Source organism: Kocuria coralli (assembly GCF_008831305.1).
Lineage (GTDB): Bacteria > Actinomycetota > Actinomycetes > Actinomycetales > Micrococcaceae > Kocuria > Kocuria coralli.
Genome location: NZ_ML708626.1, coordinates 31092 through 51466 on the forward strand (window position 1 = coordinate 31092; position 20375 = coordinate 51466).

Sequence of the window (20375 nt, forward strand, 5' to 3'; positions counted from 1 at the left end):
GTCGTATGACAGCCGCCCAGGAACTCTTGACCGACGCCGCCCGGCGCGCCCCGGAGACCGCTCGCCTCGTCCTCGACGGACTGAGCCATACGGCCGCGCACGAACCCCCCGGCGGGATCCAGAATCCGGTGGCCTGGCTGATCTGGCACGCCGCCCGCCAGCAGGATGTCCAGGTATCCCAACTGGCCGGCACCGAGCAGGTCTGGGACCAGGGCGACTGGGCCGAGCGGACCGGGGTGAACCGGTCCTCCGGCGACATGGGCTTCGGCGACTCCGCCGAGCAGGCGACTTCTTTCCTGGCGGAGAACCCGCAGGAGCTGGGCGGCTACCTGGAAGCCACCGTGCAACGGACCGTCGCCTACATCCAGACCCTCGACGACGAGTCCCTGGCGGAGGTCATCGACTCCTCGTGGGATCCGCCGGTCACCCGCGGGGTCAGGCTCGTCAGCACCATCGACGACGCCGCTCAGCACCTGGGACAGGCCGCCTACGCCCGTTCGCTCGTGGAACCGGGCTGGAAGGCACCGTACTGATCCGCGCCCGACGGAACGACCTGGCGAGAAGCCGGGTCGACGGCAGCTGAAAGGCCCCGCCCGCGGACCTCCGAGGTTCACGGACGGGGCCTTCGCCGGTGATCAGGCGGCCGGGGTGCCCGAGTCGGCCTCGGCCTCCTCCGGCGAGGAGGGCTCGAGGGTCCAGCCTGCGTCGGCCTCGACCACGATGTAGTACTCGCCGGCGCCGATGTCGAGGTAGCCGTAACCGGTGCCGATCTCGTTGAAGGTGTACTGGGTGCCCTCACCGCCGGGCTCCGTGTCCTCGCCGTGGACGATGAAGTTGCCCTCGCCGTCGTGGCTCGCCTTCACCGTGGCGTCCTCGTCGCCCTCCCACTTGACCACTCCGAAGCCCTCGCCGGTGACGGTCTCCCCCGGCTCCGCGGTCGGGATGGCATCCACCTCGTAGAAGCTCATGGTGAAGGTCTCGTCCGAGTCGCCGTCGATCTCGTACGACTTGGTATTGGTCTGGCTGTACGGCGAGTAGGGGTCGACGAAGTTGATCGAGGTCTCCCCGGTGTCCACGCCGTCGAGCACCTCTCCGTGGTCCGCGGTGCCGTAGATGTAGGTGTAGGGGCCCGACGAGGTGTTCTCGAAGACCACCACGATCGGGCCGTCGTGCTCCGGCACCTCCACGGTGTCGCCGCCCTTGCCCTCGACCGTGGCGATCGGCTCGCCCTCCAGCTGGGTGGAGTCGACGTCGCCGCTCGACGCCTGGCTGCCGCTGGTAGCCGTGGACCGGGGGGCGCTGGTGCTGCCGCCCGTCTTGTCACTGGAGGCGGTGCTGGACTGGGTCGGCGCCGCGCTGGTGGCCTCGGAGGTCTGGGTCTCGGCCGGGGCCGCGGACTGCGTCTCGGTCTCCGCGGTCTCCGTCTCCGCGGTCTCCGTCTCCGCGGTCTCGGTCTGGGTGGTCTCGGTCGGCTCAGGGTCGCCGTTGCCCTCGGGCACGCAGCCTGCCAGTCCGAAGGACGCGGTCAGCGCGAGCAGACCGAGGGTCAGGGGAGTGCGGAGGGTGCTGTTCTTGGACATGGGAAGCTCCTTGAGAAGAGGGTTCGACAGGTCTTCTGTTTCGTTCTGGTGGCCTGGATCACCGGCACATCAGTAGTGAAACACCTCATGTTCCCTATTGCAAATACAGCGTACTTCATACTCTGTAATGCTTTTGCAAACCTCGGGCCCTCCGGCGAACCACGGATCGTTCACGGCACGGACCTGCAACCGCCCGGGCCTCGCTGCCCCTGCGTGTGCGTGCCTTCTAGGCTGGAGCCATGACGACGACGCTCCTGAGCACAGCCCGCACCGCCTTGTTCACCCCGGCGACCAGGCCGGACCGGGTGCTCAGGGCCGCTGATTCCGGAGCCGAGGTCGTCATCGTCGACCTCGAGGACGCCGTGGCCGCAGCGGACAAGGACCGGGCGCGGGAAGCCCTGGTGCAGTTGCTCTCCGGGGGGCATGAAGCGGGCGTCCTGCGCGCCCCTATCGCGGTGCGGATCAATTCCCCGCGGACGGAAGCCGGCCTCCTGGATCTGCAGGCCCTGGCGGGGCTCGACGATCTCGACCTCCTGGACGCCGTCGTGGTCCCCAAACTCGAGGATCCCGAGCAGATCCGGGAGGTCCGGAGCGCGATCCCCTCCGTTCCCATGGTGGGGACCATCGAGTCCGCTGCGGGTCTGCTCTGGCTGGAGGTCCTGGCCGCGGAGACGGGCCTGATCAGGCTCACGACGGGCACCCTCGACCTCGCCCAGGACCTCAGCTGCACCCTGGACTCGCGGACCATGGACGCTGCGCGAGCGCGTCTGGTCATGGTCTCCCGGGCCAAGGGGCTGGCCGGGCCACTGGACTCCCCCACGCCGCAGTTCCGGGACCTGCGGCCCGTCCAGGTGGCCGCACGGCTGGCCAAGGAGGACGGTTTCACGGGGAAGTCCTGCATCCACCCGGCCCAGGTGGCCGCGGTAGCGGGAATCTTCGCGCCCACCCCGGACGAGATCGAGTGGGCGCGTTCTGTGGTCGACGCCGACGACGGCGCCACCGCGGTGGACGGCTCCATGGTCGAGGCGCCTGTGATCGCACGCGCACGCGCCATCCTGCGGGATACGGTCGACTGAAAGAGCACGGACGGCCCCCGCGCGGGCCACGGATGGACTCCGCGGCCCACGCGGGAGCCGTCACTCATGCCGGGCCCGTATCAGCCGGCGGACGCCGGATCAGCAGGCACCACCGGGCCCGGCTGCGGCCCCGGAGCCTTCAGCGGCGGGAGCCGCACCACCGGACTGGAAGTCTTGGCCCGGTCCTCCGGACTGGCCCGGCTGGACCGTCTCGGAGCCGGTGGCGGGAAGCGCAGCGGCCTCCTGGACAGGTGCAGCCGCCGCAGCGGTAGAGGCAGCGGGAACGTCTTGGACGGTCACGGCGGAACCGGAGCTGCTCACCGGGTCCGCGGCCGAGTCGTCAGCTGAAGCACTGACTGAAGCGTCGACTGAAGCACTGGCCGAAGTGCTCTCCGCGCCGGTGGACGACTCGGTCGTGGCCGATGCGCCGGCCCAGCAGGACTGGGAGGCGAGCCACGGGGACGTGCCCTGGGCGTCGTACAGCTCCACCGCTGCGGCGTCCTGGACGGACTCCGGCGCGCTCGCGGCGGTGGTATAGCCGGAGGACGCCGAGAGCGACTGCCACGTCGAATCCAGGAACTGGTATGCCCCGGAAGCCCCCGAGGAGGCGTTGACCGCGCTGTAGTCGCCGCCCGACTCGCAGGTCTTGATCTGCTCGAGCACCGGGATCCCCGTGTCGGCGGCCTGCGCCGGTGCCGCGGCGAGGGCTGTTCCCAGCACCACGGCGGCACCGCCCAGTCCCACCGAGCTCCGGCGCAACAGCGAACGGCTACGGGTCGTCGTCGAGGTCGTGTTGGTCATGAGATGTTCTCCACGTCGGTTGAGCGATTGAAGGTCGTGTCATCGGCATCCGAGCCCATGACGGTGCCGACCTTCCATGCCGTGGATGTCCGCCCGGTGTCCGGGACATGAGGGCAGGACATGAACCATCCACCCCGAGGCGGTCTCAGCCAGGATCTGAGATCGCCACAGGCCCGGCACAGGCCTCCTGCCCATATTCCTTGCATGCGAATTCTCTTGGTGGACCTGATGAGCGGCCCCGGACCGGCCGGTGAAGCCCCGGGGTGGGCCGATGGCACCGACAGCGTGCTGCGCGTGACGCGCCCTTCGGAGCTGTCCTGGACCTGCGTCGACGTCCAGCCCGATGCGGTGGTGATCCATGTCGATACCGCCGGCACCTACGACACCCTGGTCGTCCGCTCCTTGCGCGGCGAGCACATCCACACGCCGGTCTCCGTGCTGGCGGAGGCCGCCGACGGCGAGTCCGTGGCCCGTGCCCTCGACTCCGGTGCGGACGACGTGGTCCCGGCGCCCGTGAGCGTCGTCGAGATGAGGGCCCGGCTCCGTGCTCTCATCCGGCGACCGGCCGCCTGGGAGCCCGACGAGCTCGCCAGCGGGCCCCTGGCCGTCGACCTGCTGGAGCACCGTGCGCAGGCGCACGGCCGGGAAATCGGCCTCACCCCGGTGCAGTTCCGGCTTCTCGTCGCGCTGATGCGCAATGCCGGGCGGACGCTGACCCGGGACCAGCTCCGCGACTCCGTGTGGGACCCCGCCGCGCGGCTCGGGTCGAACGTGGTCGACCAGGCGGTCTCCGGGCTGCGGACCAGGCTGGACGAGCACGGGGTCCGTCATCACCTCAGGACCATCCGCGGCGTCGGCTACCGGCTGGAGGCGCCACGGCCCGGGAGCCGACGGGAGAACCGGGCTGCCTGACCCTGCCGTCCGATGCTGAGGAACAGCGAACCCTCGCCGGTGTCCCGCATCGGACCGGGACGCGGGACACCGGCGAGGGTTCAGCGGATACCGGGGATCAGTCGGCGTTGTCCGCGGCGGCGAAACGCTCGCGGTACTGCTCCTCGTCGATGTTCTCGGCGGTGACCTGCTTGTTCCCGTTGTAGATGTCGCGGTCGATGTCGTCCGTGGAACTGGCCACCAGCATGGCCACCATGGTGTCGCCGTTGACGTTGAGGAAGGTCCGGAAGATCCCGGCGAACCAGTCCACGGCGATCAGCAGGCCGACCGCCTCGAACGGCAGCCCCAGGGAGGTGGCCAGGAACATCGCCACCACGGGGAACCCGCCGGGCACGGTGATGGTGCCCATGTTGAGCAGGATCGCCAGCAGCATCCCCAGGAGGATCTGCCCGAACGTCAGGTCCACGCCCCCGGCCTGGGCCAGGAACATCACGACGATCATGTAGTTGAGCACCGCGCCGTAGGACCCCATGGTCAGGCCGACCGACAGGGTGAAGTTGGCGACGCGCTGGCCCACGCCGACCTTCTCGACCGTGTTGCGCAGCACGGTCGGGAAGGTGAACGCGGAGCTCGTGGTCGTGATGGCGATCGCGGTCTGCTCGGTGAGCTTGGCGGGCAGCTTCCACGGGTTGAGCCGGGTCCGCAGGGTCACCACCACGACGAACAGCGCCGCGATGATCACCACTCCCAGCAGCGTCGTGCCGAGATAGGCGGCCGTGGTGGTGACGACGGCGAAACCCACCTCCCCGGCGATCGAGGCCAGCAGGCAGAAGACGCCGATCGGCGCGAGGTACATGACGAAGCGGATCATCGTGAGCACGATCTGCTGGACCTGCTCCAGGAAGTCGAGCACCAGCTTGTTACCGGAGCGTGCCGCATAGCTGTTGAGCGCCAGGCCGAACAGGAGCGAGAAGACGATGATCGGCACCATGTTGGCCGTGGACATGGCCTCGAAGACGTTGGTGGAGACGAAGTTCAGCAGCGTGTCCTGCCAGCCCGTCGCCTCCGAGGCCGACTCCTGCAGGGATGCGTCGAGCTCCCCATTGAAGGACATCCCGGCGCCGGGCCGGATCAGGACGCTCAGCCCCCAGGCCAGGACCGCGGCGACGACGGAGAAGCCGATCATCCAGCCGAAGGTCCGGCCCGCGAGCTTGCCCATGCCCGTGCCGGTCATCGAGCCCGTGGCCACGATCACGGAGGCCATCACGAGCGGGACGATGGACATCTGGATCAGCCGGATGAACATGTCCCCGACGAACTGGAGGTTCCCCGCCCAGGGACCCATCACGAGGCCGAACAGAATGCCCGCGACTGCGGCGATGCCGATGAGCGCGGCTGGATGCTTCAGAACCTTCAAGATGATCGTCCCCTTCGTACCGTGGTTCGAACTATCGAACTCGGTACGGGTTTCAGAGGACGGTCGCGGGTGTTAAACCCGCATGACGGCCGGGGCCGGGCCCCCGGGGCAGCACCGGTGACGACGCCGGCCGGTCACCTCGCGCTCATGGCCCGTCTCAGGGCGCGCGGGGTGACCGGCCGGCGTCGCTGACGCTGCGGTCGGGGTCTCAGACGTCGCGGCGCATCCGGTTGACCACCTTCGAGCGGACGGTCAGGAGGATGATCAGCAGCAGGACGCCGTAGAGGACCAGCGGGATGGGACCGGAGACCAGGACGGACCAGTCGCCGTCGGAGCTCAGCAGAGCATCCCGCAGGCTGGACTCCGCGAGCGGCCCCAGGACCATGCCGATCATCAGCGGCGCCAGGGGCACCCCGTGACGGCGCATCAGGAAGCCCAGCAGGGCGAGGCCGAGCAGCAGCAGCAGGTCGAAGATCCGGCCGGAGGTCGCGTACACGCCCAGGCCGCAGAAGACGGTGATCCCCGCGTACAGGTACGGCTTGGGGATCAGCAGCAGCTTGGACCACAGCGGCGCGAACGGCAGGTTCAGGATCAGCAGCACGACCATCGCCACGAAGAAGCTGGCCAGCAGCGCCCAGACCAGGTCGGGTGCGCGCTCGAACAGCAGCGGCCCCGGCTGCAGACCGTACTGCTGGAAGGCCGCCAGCATGATCGCCGCCGTCGACGAGACCGGCAGGCCCAGGGCCAGCAGCGCACCCATGGCGGTGCCCGTGGTGGCGTTGCCCGCGGCTTCCGGCGCGGCCAGGCCGCGGATGGCGCCCTTGCCGAACTGCGGGTCCTTCCGGCGACGGTCCAGCCGGCGCTCGACGTCGTACGCCATGAAGGTCGGCACCTCGGATCCGCCCACGGGGATCACGCCGAACGGGAGGCCGATCGCGGTACCGCGCGCCCAGGCGGGTGCGGCTTCCTTGAGCTCGGCGCGCTTGAGGAACGGACGGCCCGAGGCGTTGATCTGCTCGCCCTCGCGATCGCGCTTGATCCGCGACGCGACGTGCAGCACCTCGCCGAGGGCCAGGATCGCGACCGTCACCGTGATCAGCGAGATGCCGTCGAAGATCTGCGGGGCACCCAGGGTGAACCGCTCCACGCCGGTCATGGCGTCGATACCCACGGTGGCGATCGCCAGGCCGATGATGAGCGAGGCCAGGCCCTTGATCGCCGAGTCGGCGACCACGGACGAGGTTGCGACGAACGCGAACAGGGCCAGTGCGAAGAACTCCTGCGGCCCGAACAGCGCCGAGAGCTCGGCCAGGCGGGGCGCCAGGAAGACCACGACCACCGATGCCGTCATACCGCCGATGAAGGCACCGATCGCGGCGGTGGCAAGGGCCTGCGGGGCTCTGCCGGCCAGCGCCATCTTGTGCCCCTCGAAGGTCGAGGCGATGGCCGAGCCCTGCCCCGGCGTGTTCATCAGGATGCCCATGGTGGAGTCGCCGAAGAGGCCGCCGAAGTAGACCCCGGCGAACATGATGAAGGCCGCCGTGGGATCCAGGGCGAAGGTCATCGGCAGCAGCAGCGCCACGGCCATGGAGGAGCCCAGGCCGGGCAGAACGCCCACCGCGGTGCCGAGCAGACAGCCCACGAGCACCCACAGCATGTTCATGGGTGTCAGCGCACCCTGGAACCCCTCAGCGAGAAGACCCAGTGATTCCATGTCAGAGCCCTCCCAACAGGCCGGAGGGAAGGTTCAGGCCGAGCCCGACGGCGAAGCCCAGGTAGATCAGGCTCGAGAAGACCAGGGCCAGGGACAGGTCGAAGATCGGGCGCTTGCTGCCGACGCCCCGGGCCACGCACCAGAACAGCAGTGCGCCCGCCACGATCCAGCCCAGGAACTCGATGCCCACGGCGAAGATCAGGAATCCGCCGACCAGCCACGCCACCGCCTTCCAGTCCGAGTAGAACCGGTACTCGACCTCGTCCTGCTCGGGGTGCTCGGGCTTGCGCAGGATCTCCAGGACCAGCAGGAGCGCCAGGAGGTAGCCGACGATGGCCAGCAGCATCGGGTAGAAGCGCGGTCCTGGGAAGTCGGTGTCCTCGCCCACCGGCATGGTCACCATGCCGTAGACCAGGTATGTGCTGAGGGCCGCTAGGACCGCCGGTACGACGAGACCGCTGCGGCCCGCCCAGAACCCTCCACCGCTGCGCCTTTGCTCGGTGTCGGTCGGACGTGGCGGATCGGCGGTCGGGCCCGAGGGTTCGGCCCAGGGCGCCTCCGACGCGCCTTGAGTGGAAGCTGAGCTCACGCTACTCCTTGTGATGTGGTGCAATGACTTGCCGGTGCGTCATCGGGCGTGCAACTCTGCCAACCCCTATGATTCAAGTCACAGCCGATCATATGCCACATCGAGGTCTGGAGGACGAATGACCGTCGTCGTTGCCCGTAGCAGCACCCCCGAAAGCGAAGCCGCCCTGGCCGCAGGACTCGTGGAGGCCAAGCGCCGAGGGGAGGATGCGATCGTCTTCCATCTCGACGGCGACAGGCAGGAGACCGAGCCCCAGCAGATCGACGGCGTGTCGGTCACCCACCGTTTCCCGCAGGCCCGCGGGCGCGACGCTACGGGCGACCTCCTGGATGTCGCCGAGGAGGTCGATGCCTCGCTGATCGTCGTGGGCATCAAGCACCGCAGCCCGGTCGGCAAGCTGTTCCTGGGCAGCTCCGCCCAGCAGCTCCTGCTCGAGGCCGCGGCTCCCGTCCTGGCCGTCAAGGCGCCGCGGTAGTCATCAGGCGGCAGTCGCCGCCCTGCGGCAGCGGGCCGTTCTCCCGGCATGGGAGAGCGGCCCGCTGGTCTTTCCGCTCCGTCAATCCCCCCGGTCCGCCAGTGGCAGCCGGACCGTGAACCGCGTGCCGTGGCTGCGGCCGGTGCCGAGGTCCATACGTGGGGAATCCACCGTGGCGCTGCCCCCGTGCGCTTCGGCCACCGTCCGGACGATGGCCAGGCCCAGGCCCGTGGATTCCTCCGCCGGGGCGGCGACGGCTCTGGCGGGATCCCCCCGGGCGAAACGGTCGAAGAGGTGCTCGTGGAAGCGGGCGGGGATACCGGGCCCGTCGTCGTCGACGTGGAGCACCGCCTCGCCGTGCTCCACGGTCAGCTCGGCCTGCACCTCGGTTCCTCGGGGCGTGTGCTTGCGGGCGTTGGAGAGCAGGTTGCCCACCAGCTGCGCCAGCTGGGCGGAGTCCCCCGACACCAGCACGGGCTCGTCCGGGACCCTGAGGTCCCACCGGTGCTCAGGACCGGCCGCGGTGGCGTCCATGACGGCCTCGGCCACGATCTCCCCGAGGTCGACCGGCGCGGACTCCGGGCTGCGCCCCGCATCCAGCCTGGCCAGCAGGAGCAGGTCGTCCACGAGCCCACCCATGCGGTACGCCTGGGCCAGCAGGCGCTCCAGGGAGACACGGCCTTGCGGGCTCAGCTGCTCGCTGAGCCGGATCATGTCCGCATAGCCGCGCACGGAGGCCAGGGGCGTGCGCAGTTCATGGGACGCGTCGGCCACGAACTGTCGCAGCTGCGACTCGGAGGCGTTGCGCCGCTGCAGGGCGTCGTCGACGTTGGCCAGGAGAAGGTTCAGGGCGTGGCCGACGTCGCCGATCTCCGTGCCGGGCCGCGCCAGGTCCCCGCGGACGCGGTAGTCCCGCACCGGGGCCTCCCCCGTCTCCATGGGCAGGGCCGCCACCTGAGCCGCGGATCGGGAGACCTCCGCCAGCGGGCGCAGCGAATACCGGACCCACCACAGGCCCAGCAGTCCCGTCACCACCAGCGCGGCGGCGGACCCGCCCAGCACGGTGGTCACCAGGACGTCCTGGGTATGCGTGACCTGTTCCGACGGCAGGCCCGTGACCACGAACCGCTGGGCGCCGGCCTGCTGCCCGGTACCGTCCTGGCCGGTACTGCCCTGGCCGGCGTCTCCGGAGCCGGGATCCCCGTCACCGATCGGGCCCACGGCCCCGACGCGGTAGTGCCCCAGGGACAGATCCACCCCCACCAGGTCGGCCTGGTCCGCCTCAGGGGGTGCGACCGCCTCGGAACCGTCCGTGAGCCCGAGGCCCATGAGGGCGTCGACGTCCTCCGCGGGCAGCTGCTCCGCCGTGCCCTGCGCGTTGAGGTACGTCGCCTTGTGCACGGCCCCGTCGACGACGTCCACGGAGAGCACCCCGACGGGCTGCCCCGGGGTCTCCAGCGGATCACGGTCCAGGTCGCCGGGCGAAGCGCTGGCCGCCGGGGACGGTGCCGGCTGGCCGCCCGGCGCTTCGTCGCCTCCCGTGAAGGCCGCGGAACGGGCCATCGCCTGGTGGACGGCGTCGTCGAGCTGGGTGTCCAGGGTGCGCTGCGCCTGGACCAGGATGAACGTGCCCGCGGCGGCCAGGACCGCGGCCAGCAGGAGGACCACACCGGCCACGCTGCGGAAGGCCAGGGTGCGGTGGAACGGCACGCGTCCCGTCATGAGGCCGGGCGGATGACGTACCCGGCGCCGCGGACGGTGTGGATCATGGGTTCGCGGCCGGCGTCGATCTTCTTGCGCAGATAGGAGATGTAGAGTTCCACGATGTTGGCCTGCCCGCGGAAGTCGTAGTCCCACACCGCGTCCAGGATCCGGGACTTGGAGAGCACCGCGCGGGGATTCTCCATGAGGTAGCGCAGCAGCTGGAACTGGGTGTCGGTCAGCTCGATGGGCTCCCCGCCGCGCGTGCAGTCACGGGTGCTCACGTTGAGCACGAGATCGCCGACCACCAGCTCGTCCGCGTCCTGGGCGGTGACCCCCGAACGCTCCGCCAGGCGGTGCAGCCGCAGCAGGACCTCCTCGATCGAGAAGGGCTTGGTGACGTAGTCGTCGCCGCCGGCCGAGAGACCGGCGATGCGGTCCTCCACGGAGTCCTTGGCCGTGAGGAACAGGACGGGCACCGCCGGCTGAGCACGGCGGATCTTGGCCAGGACCTGCGGCCCGTCGAGCTCGGGCAGCATCCAGTCCAGCACCAGGACGTCCGGCACGAACTCCCGGGCGCTCTCGACGGCGGCCCGGCCGGCGTGCTCGATCCGCGTGTCCCACCCCATCATCCGGCAGCCCATGGCCACCAGGTCGGCCAGGGAGGGCTCGTCGTCGACGACGAGGACCCGCACGGGGGAGCCATCCGGGTGGGACAGGGCGGGGAGGTTCAGGGAGGGCAGGCTCACGATGCTCCTTGGTGTTCCGGCGTCGTCGTTGCAGAGTATCCCCCGATCTTCCCGGATGCGCAGGATCGGACATTGACCGGGGTCCCCGGATGCCTACGCTGAGACCACACGGACGACGCGGTCCGCACGGTGAAAGGAAGAAGCCATGCCCAAGGTCTACACCTCCCTGTGGTTCGACGACGACGGGCTCGATGCGGCGGAGTACTACGCCTCCGTCATCGAGGACTGCGAGGTCACCAACGTGGTCACCGACCCCGGCGGGAACCCGCACACCACCCCGGGACAGGTCCTCGTGGTGGATTTCCGGATCGGGGAGCAGAAGTTCCAGATCATCAACGGCGGCCCCGAGTTCGTGCTGGACGAAGCCGTCTCCATCGTCCTGGAGTGCGCGACCCAGGAGGAGGCCGACCGGTACTACGCGGAGTTCACCCGGGAGGGCTCCGAAGCCCCCTGCGGCTGGTGCAAGGACAAGTTCGGGCTCTCCTGGCAGATCGTGCCCGCCGAGGTCAACGAGCTCTTCGCCCTCGAGGACCGGGAAGCCGCCAGACGCGCCGTCAAGGCCATGCTCACCATGACCCGCCTGGACGCCGCGGCCATGCGCCGGGCCGCCCTGGGCGAGTAGTCAGGGACAGCGGCCGAGAGCTGGAGCTCAGTACCGGTGGTCGTCCTGGTCGATGCCACCGGCCTGATGGTCGACGGCATCGGCCAGGCGGACGTAGCCCAGATGGCTGAAGGCCTGGGGGAAGTTGCCGGCCAGGCGGCCGTGCTCGGGTGAGTACTCCTCGGCCAGCAGGCCCAGGTCGCTCGAGCAGTGGTCCAGCTTGTCCAGGATCGCGTTGGCCTCGTCGATCCGCCCCGTGTGCGCGTACTGCTCGCCCAGCCAGGCCAGGCAGATCAGGAACGGGTACTCGTCTCCCTCCAGCCCGTCCATCCCGGACCGGGTCCGGTAGCGGTGCAGGAAGCCGTCCTGATCCAGCAGGTCCCGTTCGATGCGCTCGGTGGTCGCGACCATCCTGGGGTCCCCGGGATCGATGAACCCGGTGTGGGGCAGCTGCAGGAGGGAGGCGTCCACCTCCTGGTAACCGGGGGCGGAGCCGTAGGTCTGCACGAACGAACGCAGGTCCTCGTTCCAGCCCTCGCGGTGGATCTCCTCGTGCAGGGCCTCGCGCAGGGTGCGCCATCGCGACCGCTCCTCGTCCGTGGCGGACACGCAGGAGTCCTCCCGGGCGTTCTCGACGGCGCGCAGGCCCTCGTTGAAGGCCGCCCACATCATCACCCGGCCGTGGGTGAAGTACGCGGCCTCGCCCCGCATCTCCCAGATCCCGTGGTCCTTGCGGTCGAAGTTGTCCGCGCAGAAACTCAGCAGGTGCTTCTGGAGGTTCCAGGACCACGTGTCCTCCGCCTCCCCGGCGTCCCGCAGGGCGGCGAGCGCGAGCATGACCTCCCCGACCACGTCCGCCTGGAACTGATCCACGGCGCCGTTGCCCACGCGGACGGGGCGGGAGCCCTCGTAGCCGCCGAGATGCCCGAGCTCGGTCTCGGGCAGTTCCCGGCGGCCGTCGATGCCGTACATGATCTGCACGCGCCACGGGTCGCCGGCCACGGCGCGCAGCAGCCAGTCCCGCCACAGCTTGGCGCCCTGGGTGTAGCCGTGCTCCACGAGGGCCTCGATCGTCAGGGAGGCATCGCGCAGCCAGGTATAGCGGTAGTCCCAGTTGCGCGAACCGCCGAAGTCCTCGGGGAGCGAGGCCGTGGGGGCCGCCACGATGCCGCCCGTGGTGTCGTGGGTGAGCGCCCGCAGCACCATCAGGGAGCGCTGGACCATGGCCGATCGGCCGCCGCGGACCTCGATCCGGCCGGACCACCGGGTCCAGAACTCCATGGTCTCGGCGATCGCGGTCTCGGCGTCCACGACCTCCGGGACGGGCTTCCAGGACTCGGCCCAGGCGAGCGACCAGTCGGCGGTCTGGCCCGCGCCGAGCTCCATCCGGCAGCCCATCCGCGAGCTGTGCTCGCCTCCCGCCGGGACGTCGTGGTGATACCTGGAACCGTTGTCCCCCTCGTGCACGGACAGCAGGGGACCGCGCAGCACCAGCATCTCCGGCCCCGCCACGGAGACCAGGCCCTCCCCACCCTCGGGCAGGTCGGCCTTCCGGGTCCAGGCGCCGCTGCGCCCGAAATCGGGCCGGATCCGCAAGTCGTGCTCGATGGTCACCGTGCCCTCCGTGCAGGTGACCTGCCGGATCACGTTGGCCTCGCGGACGCCGGCCGGGAGCAGGTCGACGACGACGGCCTTGCCCGTGGCCGTCTCCCAGTAGGTCTCCAGCACGAACGAGCCGTCGCGGTAGCGCCTGTTGACCACCTCGCCGCCGTCGATCGAGAGCCGCCAGCATCCGTCGTCGGCGTCCCCGAGGATCGCCGAGAACACGGCGGGCGAGTCGAAATCGGGGAAGCACAGCCAGTCGATGCTGCCGTGCCGGGACACCAGGGGCCCCGTGTGCAGGTCCGACAGGAGCGCGTACTCCCCCAGGGGAACGGACCGGGCGGCATCGACGGGGGCGGACGGAGCGGAATCCGGGGTCATCGACCAATCTCTCTGCACGGAGGGCGCGGCGTGGACGGTTCATCAGTAGCCTACTGTTCATGGCCAACTCACAAGACACCGACCGGAACGAACATCGTGATCAGCCCACCACGCTGGTGATCGCCGGCGCCAACGGGGATGTCACCCGTCGTCTGCTGCTGCCCGGCCTCGGAGAGGTGCTCACCCTGGAACCCGGCCGCGAGGTCACGGTGATCGGCACCGCCCGCAGCGAGGACCCCACCTGGTCCGAGACGGTCCGGGAATCCTTCGCGTCAGTGGATGCCCACGGCCCCGCCGTCGAGCGGGCCTGCAAGACCACGCGTTACATCGAGGGCGACACCACCGATCCCGAGGACCTGAACGATCTGCTGGAGGCCACGGAGGGTCGCGTGCTCCTCTACTTCGCGCTTCCTCCCGCGGTCACGGAGAAGGCGCTGCACGCCCTGGCAGAGGTCGACCGCCCGGACGATCTCTGGATCGCCCTGGAGAAGCCCATCGGCACCGACCGGGAGTCCGCAGCCTCCCTGAACCGGGCAGTGGGCCGGATCGTGCCCGAGGACCGGATTTTCCGCGTCGACCACTTCCTGGGCATGCCCGCCGTCCTCGACCTGGTGGGGCTGCGCCTGGCCAACCGCATCCTCGAGCCCCTGTTGAACCGGGACCAGGTGGGCGGCATCGAGATCGTCTTCGAGGAGACACTGGGCCTGGAGGGACGCGCGGACTTCTACGAGGGCACCGGCGCGATCCGCGACATGCTCCAGTCCCATCTGCTGCAGGTCATGGGCGTACTCATGATGAACGCCCCCGCGGCGCTCGACGACGACGAGATCCCCGCCCTGATCGCGCACGTCCTGCGGCACACCAGGCCGGCGGGCACCGTGCAGGAGACCACGGTGGCCGGCCGGTACACCGCGGGCTCGGTCGATGGGCGGGAGCTGCCGGACTACGTGGCGGAAGAGGGCGTGGACCCCGAGTTGCGGACCGAGACCTTCGGGCAGCTCACCGTGGAGGTGGACACCTGGCGGTGGAACGGCGTTCCCGTGACCCTGCGGTCGGGGAAGGCCGTCGGCAATCCGCGCCAGGAGATCATGGTGCACTTCAAGCCGGCACCGCATGACTACGACAACTACGGCTCCTGCGCCCCCAACACCTTGCGGATGGGGTTCGAGAACGCCGAGATCACCCTCGAGATCAACGCCGGCGGTCCTTACGACGCCCGGGGCCTGAGCCGGCTGAGCCTGACCTCATCCACCGGTCCTCAGCCGTTGAGCGCCTATGGCAACGTGATCCGCTGGCTGCTGGACGGCAACCCGGCCTTCTCCGTCTCCGGAACGGCCGCCGAACAGGGGTGGCGGATCGTGCAGCCCGCGGTGGATGCGATCGCAGCGGGCGAGGTGGCGCTGCAGGACTACCCCGCGGGCTCCTCGGGCCCCCGCAAGCCCATCGCCTGACCAGTTCTGGCTGGTTTCAACACGGATAAGTGCAGATTCGCCCGCCGGATCTGCACTTATCCGTGTTCGGAACGTGCGGGGCGTGCGATCCGGGGCCTCAGCGGTCCCTGATCACCCGTTCGGCGCCGGAGACGGCCAAGACGCCGCAGGCTATCCAGATGGCCGCGGCCGGTCCCAGCGGTGCCGCCACCAGGCCGGCGAGCATCGGCATGCCCACCTGCCCCAGCCGGTTGCCCATCAGCCGGACCGCCAGCGCCGATCCCCTCCAGTGCTCCGGCACCGCGGTGGTGATCATCGACATGGTCAGCGGCTGGCCCAGTCCGAGGAAGAAGCCGCCGACGGCCAGGAAGATCGCGGCCAGCCATTCATGGGTGATCACCCAGGGCGGGAAGACCAGGGTGACGGCGGCGACCAGCAGGCAGGTCTTGAGCAGTCCGCGGCGGCTGAACCGTATCGAGAGCCATGGCAGGACGACCCTCGAGAGGATCGAGGCCCCGCCGCGCACGGCCAGCAGCACGCCCACCACCACGGGGGCGACGCCGGCTTCCTCGCCCACCACCGGCAGGAAGGCCGTGAGGATGTCGATCATCGCCAGCAGGCCCAGGGAGGTCACCATGTACGGCACCACCCCTCGGGTGCCGAGGATGCGGGGGATGGAGGCAGCCGCATCGTCGTCGTTGCGCGGCCGCACGGGGCGCAGGGGGACCGCTTCGAATCGGAGCGCCGCGGGGACGACGGCGACCGCCGCCAGGATCGCCCCCACCCACAGTGCGAGATGGATCCGCCCCAGGCTCTCCTCTCCGCCGGTGACCGAGGCCGTTCCCAGGAGCGCCCCTCCCAGGATGGGACCGATCATCTGCCCCAGGGAGTAGGACGCCGTGAACCAGCCGAACCCCGCGTCCAGCTGGTTGTTGGTGGCCGTGCGGGCGATCGTGGTCTGGCCGCCCACGGTGAACGCCAGGTGCCCCATGCCCAGCAGGGCGCTGGCGAGGGCGACCCCCAGGACGTTGGGGGAGAGCATCAGGCCCACCCCGCCGAGAGCCAGCATGATCACCCCCGCCACGATCATGATCCGCAGGGAGGCCATCCGGTCGGAGACCTTGCCCAGCCACACCGCCGCGAACAGCGGCAGCAGGGCGTAGGCCGCGGTGACCAGGCCGATCGTGACCGGCCCGGCATCCAGTGCGATGAGCTTGTACGAGGTGACCGGGCGCAGCAGGTTCAAGCCGCTCTGCGTCAGGGCCCCGGCCGCGCACAGCAGCCAGAGCCAGGTCATGGAACGCTGACCGCTCACCCGCTAGCGACCTGTGCTCCGGCCGGCGACCGTGCGGCCGGCCTGGCGCATGGCCCGGTCGTCAGTGGCGACGAGGACCTCGGCGAAGTTCGACCGGTACTCCCCCAGATCGTCGTCCACGGAACCGACGACGGCGATCACCGGAAGCCCCGGGCGCAGCCTGCCCACCCGGGCCAGCACCGCGTCGATGATCTTGCCCTGTCCCGTCTGGGCGTCGAGCCTGCCCTCGCCCACGACCACGGCGTCGGCCTCCCCCACGTGGTCGTCGAAGCGCACGAAGTCCAGGACGTAGTCGGCCCCGGAGACGAGCGCGGCGTCGTACTGCGCCCACATCCCGCCGGAGAAACCGCCGGCCGCTCCCGTGCGTTCCACGCCCAGCGGGTTCCTGGGCAGTTGCCCGGCCTGCCGGCGCAACCGCGCCGTGATCCGCTCGACGGTCGCCGGGTCGGCGCCCTTCTGAGGGCCGAAGACCTCGCCCGCTCGCTCGAAAGGGGTCGTGACGTCGGTGAGCACCGTGATCGGCACCGACCCCAGGCCACCGGCCTCCTCTATGGCCCGGATGGCGCCTTCCGCGCCGTCGCTGGTGGCCGAGCCCCCCGCGGAGACCAGGATCTCCGTGGCACCGTGCCCGACAGCCGCGAGGATGAGCTGGCCGGTGCCGTAGGTGTCGGCCTCGTAGGCGTCGCGGGGACCGTCGTGGGCCACCGTGATCCCGCTGGCCTGGGCCAGTTCCACGATGCCCACGCCCGCGGGCGTGATCGCGTAGCTGCCGGTGACCGGCGCTCCCCACGGGTTGCGGACCTCCGCCTCGAAGAAGCGCGCATCCGCATTGGAGGCGAGAGCGGTCAGGGTGCCTTCGCCGCCGTCGGCAAGGGGGAGCTCGACGGCGGTCTGGCCGGTTTCCCGCACTCCGCGGGCGATCGCGGCGGCCACCTCCACGGCTGTATACGTGCCCTTGAAACTATCCGGGGCGATCAGCACCTTCATCCAGACTCCTTGCGACGTGTCGGGTCCCGTGCTCCCGCGCCGCGTCCACCGGGCAGGGCCATGGTGCGCGCCGGGCACCGTGTGCGCGGACCCTGTCCAAGCTACCGGAAGCAGGCTCCCGGGATGCTGCCGTGCCGGTTCCGGTCAGCCCTCATGCGTGTCGCCGTACATGTCGCCGGTGGAGGGGACGGCGACGAAGGGTCTCGGCTCGCCCAGGACGGCGCCCACCCCTTTGCTCGCGATCATGGCCGTGGGCGCGTTGGTATTGCCGGTCGGGACGGTCGGCATCACCGAGGCATCGATGACCCGCAGTCCGTCCAGGCCGTGGACGCGCAGGTCCTCCGGGGAGACCACCGCATCCGGGCCCGTGCCCATCCTGCACGTGCCGACCTGATGGTGGTAGGTGGTCACCCACCGCTTGACGTAGGCCTCCTCCGCGGCCTGATCGGCCACCTCGGCGCCCGGGTAGACCTCCACCGCGCCCCAGTCGCCGGCGAGCGCCGGTGCCGCCACCATGGCGCGCGCCTGGCGCAGCGAGGCGATCAGGGCGGCCAGGTCCCTCGGGTCCGAGAAGATCTCGGGATCCATCTCCGCCGGGTCGGAGACCCTGGGGCCCGTCAGCCGCAACGTACCGCGCGAGTACGGTCGCACCAGGCCCGCGTGCAGGGTGAAGGCGCTGGCAGGGCCGTCCATGCCGTCGTCGTACATGGGCACGCTGAAATGGATGGGCTGGGTGTCGGGGAGGGGCAGCTCAGGGTCGGAGCGCCAGAAGAGATGCGTCTGGGTGACGGACCAGTCCGTGCCGGGGTGCTCGATCTCCCGGGTCGTGGTCTCGGCGATGACCGGGGCGAGGAGGTGATCGTGCAGGTTCTCGCCGACGGGCAGATCCGCCAGGACGGGGAGGCCGAGCTCCTCCAGGTGGTGAGCGGGGCCGATCCCCGAGCGCAGCAGGATCTTCGGCGAGTCCAGGGCCCCGGCGCACAGGATGACCTCCTCCGCCCGTTCTTCGCGCCCCTCCCGGTCCGGGTCGTCCAGCGGCGCGTACTCGACGCCCACCACCGTGTTCCCCTCCAGGACCAGTCGCTGGATGACGGCCCCGGTGATGACCGTGAGCAGCGGGTTGTCGACGACGGGCTTGAGGAACGCCATCCAGGTGTTGAACCGGCGGTCGTCGCGCACGTTGATCTGCTGCTGGGAGATGCCCTCCTGATCACCGGCGTTGTAGTCCGGGTTGTACGCGACGCCGACCTGCCCGGCGGCCTCGATGATCGAGGCGAAGATCGGGTTGAGCCGGTAGTCCTGCCTGACGGGGATCGGCCCGCCGTGGCCCCGGGTCTGCGCGGGGGTCTCCCCCGGGGCCGGGGTGTAGTCCTCCAGGGCCTCGAACCACGGTTGCACGTCGGCCCAGGACCAGCCGGGGCAGCCGTCGTCCGCCCACCCGTCGTAGTCGGCTGCCGCCCCGCGGACCCAGATGGCGGCGTTGAGGGCGTGGGAGCCTCCCATGACCCTGCCGCGGGGCCAGTGGATCACCCGGCCGTCCGAATGGGCCTGGGGAACGGTCCGGTAGTCCCAGTCCTCCGGGGAATGCCACAGCTCCCCCAGTCGTGACACCTGATGTATCGCAGGGTTCTCGTCATAGGCGCCGGCCTCGAAGACCGTCACCCGATGTCCGGCTTCCACCAGCCGGCGGGCCACGATGCAGCCCGCCGTGCCGGCGCCCACGACGATGAACGACCGCCGCCGCTCGCCGTCGGCGCCCGCACGGGCCTCTCCCTCGTGCTCGGCGTGGTTCCGTCCTGGGGTACTGGGGCTGCGCGTCATAACACCTTATAGTGATATGAATCACGCACGGGCGCTTGTCCGTGGGTGCTGTGAAGTGTCACCTGCGCGCACCCATGGCACCCCGCCCATCCGCCCCGGCGCGGTCACCGCACCTGTGAGCCGTGTCATACGATGACGTATGACCAGTCGATCCACTGAAGGACTCCACCCTTGAGCACCACCCCCTCCACCCCGGCCGACGGCTCTGACGCCACGCAGACCCCAGCCGGATCCGCGCCCAGGAAACGGCGCCCCATCCTGATGACGGTCTGGGCCATCTGCGCCGTGGCAGTCGTCGGCGTAGCAACCGCGTTCTCCGTCCAGGCCGCCGACGAGGGCGAGGACATCCGCGCCAACATGACCTTCCTCGCCCCGGCCGGCCCCGGTGGCGGCTGGGACACCTTCATGCGCGAGATGCAGCAGGCGGACACCGTCAACGGGCTCGTGGGCAACGTGCAGGTGGTCAACGTGCCGGGTGCCGCGGGCACCATCGGCCTGGGCCGGATCTCCACCATGGAAGGCGACGCCTCCGCGATCATGGTCACCGGCGCGGGACTGGTCGCCGGCGTCGAGCAGCTGAACGCGCCCGTCTCGCACGACGACGTCACCCCCATCGCCCGGGTGGTGGAGGAGTACGACGTCGTCGTCGTGCCCGCCGATTCCCCGTACGACACCATGGACGACCTGGTGGCCGACTGGCAGGAAGACCCCCGCTCGATCGTGTGGACCGGCGGCGGTTCCTTCGACCAGCTCGTGGTCTCCGAGCTCGCCATCGCCGCTGACGTGGACCCGGCCTCGGTCGCCTATCTGCCCAACTCCGGTGGCGGCGAGGCCACTCAGGCACTCATCACGGGTACCGTCCAGGCCGCCTCGTCCGGTTACCAGGACGTCGCCGACCAGATCGACGCCGGTCGCCTCAAGGCCCTGGGGCTCGCCGCCCCGGAGCGCATGGAGGAGCTGGACACCCCCACGCTGATCGAGCAGGGGTATCAGGTCGACCTGGCCAACTGGCGTGCGATCGTGGCTCCCCCGGGGATCACGGACGAGGAGCGCGAGGATCTGACCGCCCTGGTGCGCGAGACCGTGGAGACTCCGGAATGGCAGAGCGCGGTCGACCGCAACTCCTGGACCGAGGTCTACCTGGACGGCCCCGAGCTCGAGGAGTTCCTGAACACGGAACGAACCCGCATCGCCAACCTCTACGAGGAGATGGGCATGTGATCCGCGGCCAGCGGGAGCCCGGTG

General features: G+C 70.1%; 18 protein-coding genes. 7 read left to right on the forward strand and 11 right to left on the reverse strand.

Translation table 11 applies throughout. The annotated features are described in order from the left end of the window. The first annotated feature begins 5 nt into the window (after positions 1-5). A complete protein-coding gene (locus tag FCK90_RS12925) occupies positions 6-533 on the forward strand; it encodes a mycothiol transferase (protein ID WP_158034719.1) in 528 nt (175 codons plus the stop codon). A gap of 102 nt (positions 534-635) precedes the next feature. Here the strand turns inward: FCK90_RS12925 and FCK90_RS12930 are convergent, their stop codons facing one another. Continuing rightward, complete coding sequence (locus FCK90_RS12930; protein ID WP_158034720.1) at positions 636-1580, reverse strand: hypothetical protein; 945 nt, start codon at positions 1578-1580, stop codon at positions 636-638. Positions 1581-1819: 239 nt separating this feature from the next. Between FCK90_RS12930 and FCK90_RS12935 the strand changes: the two genes are divergently transcribed. After that, on the forward strand, positions 1820-2656 hold the full coding sequence (locus FCK90_RS12935; protein ID WP_158034721.1) for an HpcH/HpaI aldolase/citrate lyase family protein: 837 nt from the start codon (positions 1820-1822) through the stop codon (positions 2654-2656). A gap of 99 nt (positions 2657-2755) precedes the next feature. On the opposite strand, the gene FCK90_RS12940 is transcribed toward FCK90_RS12935, so the two are convergent. Beyond that, a complete protein-coding gene (locus FCK90_RS12940; protein ID WP_158034722.1) occupies positions 2756-3457 on the reverse strand; it encodes a transglycosylase family protein in 702 nt (233 codons plus the stop codon). Positions 3458-3661: 204 nt separating this feature from the next. Here FCK90_RS12940 and FCK90_RS12945 point away from each other — a divergent pair, with 204 nt between their 5' ends. Beyond that, positions 3662-4369, forward strand: coding sequence for a response regulator transcription factor (locus FCK90_RS12945; protein ID WP_181954318.1), 708 nt, complete (start codon positions 3662-3664; stop codon positions 4367-4369). Between the two features lie 97 nt (positions 4370-4466). Here the strand turns inward: FCK90_RS12945 and FCK90_RS12950 are convergent, their stop codons facing one another. The 3 genes from FCK90_RS12950 to FCK90_RS12960 all read right to left on the reverse strand — a co-directional run bounded on the left by FCK90_RS12950 (position 4467) and on the right by FCK90_RS12960 (position 8068). After that, positions 4467-5765, reverse strand: coding sequence for a dicarboxylate/amino acid:cation symporter (locus FCK90_RS12950; RefSeq protein ID WP_158034724.1), 1299 nt, complete (start codon positions 5763-5765; stop codon positions 4467-4469). A 208-nt stretch (positions 5766-5973) separates the two neighbouring features. After that, a complete protein-coding gene (locus FCK90_RS12955; protein WP_158034725.1) occupies positions 5974-7479 on the reverse strand; it encodes a tripartite tricarboxylate transporter permease in 1506 nt (501 codons plus the stop codon). Position 7480: 1 nt separating this feature from the next. Continuing rightward, a complete protein-coding gene (locus FCK90_RS12960; protein WP_246180358.1) occupies positions 7481-8068 on the reverse strand; it encodes a tripartite tricarboxylate transporter TctB family protein in 588 nt (195 codons plus the stop codon). A gap of 118 nt (positions 8069-8186) precedes the next feature. Here FCK90_RS12960 and FCK90_RS12965 point away from each other — a divergent pair, with 118 nt between their 5' ends. Continuing rightward, a complete protein-coding gene (locus FCK90_RS12965) occupies positions 8187-8543 on the forward strand; it encodes a universal stress protein (protein ID WP_158034726.1) in 357 nt (118 codons plus the stop codon). A gap of 81 nt (positions 8544-8624) precedes the next feature. Here the strand turns inward: FCK90_RS12965 and FCK90_RS12970 are convergent, their stop codons facing one another. Together FCK90_RS12970 and FCK90_RS12975 are read right to left on the reverse strand one after the other, a co-directional pair. Continuing rightward, entirely contained in the window at positions 8625-10265 is a 1641-nt protein-coding gene (locus FCK90_RS12970) for a sensor histidine kinase (RefSeq protein ID WP_220433339.1), read from the reverse strand. Further along, positions 10262-10993: a response regulator transcription factor gene (locus FCK90_RS12975; protein WP_425481711.1), complete on the reverse strand. Its 732-nt coding sequence runs from the start codon at positions 10991-10993 to the stop codon at positions 10262-10264. The genes FCK90_RS12970 and FCK90_RS12975 overlap by 4 nt, the downstream gene beginning before the upstream one ends. A gap of 145 nt (positions 10994-11138) precedes the next feature. Between FCK90_RS12975 and FCK90_RS12980 the strand changes: the two genes are divergently transcribed. Further along, the gene (locus FCK90_RS12980; RefSeq protein ID WP_158034729.1) at positions 11139-11615 is read left to right on the forward strand and encodes a VOC family protein; all 477 of its coding nucleotides are present in this window, start codon (positions 11139-11141) and stop codon (positions 11613-11615) included. Positions 11616-11642: 27 nt separating this feature from the next. Here the strand turns inward: FCK90_RS12980 and FCK90_RS12985 are convergent, their stop codons facing one another. Further along, positions 11643-13577, reverse strand: coding sequence for a glycoside hydrolase family 15 protein (locus FCK90_RS12985; protein ID WP_158034730.1), 1935 nt, complete (start codon positions 13575-13577; stop codon positions 11643-11645). A gap of 59 nt (positions 13578-13636) precedes the next feature. On the opposite strand from FCK90_RS12985, the gene FCK90_RS12990 reads away from it, so the two are divergent. Continuing rightward, positions 13637-15028 carry a glucose-6-phosphate dehydrogenase gene (locus FCK90_RS12990; RefSeq protein WP_158034731.1) on the forward strand — a complete coding sequence of 464 codons (1392 nt, stop codon included), beginning with the start codon at positions 13637-13639 and terminating at the stop codon, positions 15026-15028. Positions 15029-15125: 97 nt separating this feature from the next. Here the strand turns inward: FCK90_RS12990 and FCK90_RS12995 are convergent, their stop codons facing one another. The 3 genes from FCK90_RS12995 to FCK90_RS13005 form a co-directional block, all read right to left on the reverse strand. After that, the gene (locus FCK90_RS12995) at positions 15126-16322 is read right to left on the reverse strand and encodes an MFS transporter (RefSeq protein WP_246180361.1); all 1197 of its coding nucleotides are present in this window, start codon (positions 16320-16322) and stop codon (positions 15126-15128) included. Positions 16323-16325: 3 nt separating this feature from the next. Beyond that, entirely contained in the window at positions 16326-17309 is a 984-nt protein-coding gene (locus FCK90_RS13000) for a glycerate kinase (RefSeq protein WP_158034732.1), read from the reverse strand. A 144-nt stretch (positions 17310-17453) separates the two neighbouring features. After that, complete coding sequence (locus FCK90_RS13005; protein ID WP_158034733.1) at positions 17454-19130, reverse strand: GMC family oxidoreductase; 1677 nt, start codon at positions 19128-19130, stop codon at positions 17454-17456. A 261-nt stretch (positions 19131-19391) separates the two neighbouring features. On the opposite strand from FCK90_RS13005, the gene FCK90_RS13010 reads away from it, so the two are divergent. Further along, positions 19392-20351 (forward strand): tripartite tricarboxylate transporter substrate binding protein, encoded by a 960-nt coding sequence (locus tag FCK90_RS13010; protein WP_158034756.1) that lies wholly within the window; start codon positions 19392-19394, stop codon positions 20349-20351. Positions 20352-20375: the final 24 nt, after the last annotated feature.

Coding starts and splice junctions, on each gene's coding strand:
- FCK90_RS12925 (WP_158034719.1), top strand. CDS start 6: ATGACAGCCGCCCAGGAACTCTTGACCGACGCCGCCCGGCGCGCCCCG.
- FCK90_RS12930 (WP_158034720.1), bottom strand. CDS start 1,580: ATGTCCAAGAACAGCACCCTCCGCACTCCCCTGACCCTCGGTCTGCTC.
- FCK90_RS12935 (WP_158034721.1), top strand. CDS start 1,820: ATGACGACGACGCTCCTGAGCACAGCCCGCACCGCCTTGTTCACCCCG.
- FCK90_RS12940 (WP_158034722.1), bottom strand. CDS start 3,457: ATGACCAACACGACCTCGACGACGACCCGTAGCCGTTCGCTGTTGCGC.
- FCK90_RS12945 (WP_181954318.1), top strand. CDS start 3,662: ATGCGAATTCTCTTGGTGGACCTGATGAGCGGCCCCGGACCGGCCGGT.
- FCK90_RS12955 (WP_158034725.1), bottom strand. CDS start 7,479: ATGGAATCACTGGGTCTTCTCGCTGAGGGGTTCCAGGGTGCGCTGACA.
- FCK90_RS12965 (WP_158034726.1), top strand. CDS start 8,187: ATGACCGTCGTCGTTGCCCGTAGCAGCACCCCCGAAAGCGAAGCCGCC.
- FCK90_RS12970 (WP_220433339.1), bottom strand. CDS start 10,265: ATGACGGGACGCGTGCCGTTCCACCGCACCCTGGCCTTCCGCAGCGTG.
- FCK90_RS12980 (WP_158034729.1), top strand. CDS start 11,139: ATGCCCAAGGTCTACACCTCCCTGTGGTTCGACGACGACGGGCTCGAT.
- FCK90_RS12985 (WP_158034730.1), bottom strand. CDS start 13,577: ATGACCCCGGATTCCGCTCCGTCCGCCCCCGTCGATGCCGCCCGGTCC.
- FCK90_RS12990 (WP_158034731.1), top strand. CDS start 13,637: ATGGCCAACTCACAAGACACCGACCGGAACGAACATCGTGATCAGCCC.
- FCK90_RS13000 (WP_158034732.1), bottom strand. CDS start 17,309: ATGAAGGTGCTGATCGCCCCGGATAGTTTCAAGGGCACGTATACAGCC.
- FCK90_RS13005 (WP_158034733.1), bottom strand. CDS start 19,130: ATGACGCGCAGCCCCAGTACCCCAGGACGGAACCACGCCGAGCACGAG.
- FCK90_RS13010 (WP_158034756.1), top strand. CDS start 19,392: ATGACGGTCTGGGCCATCTGCGCCGTGGCAGTCGTCGGCGTAGCAACC.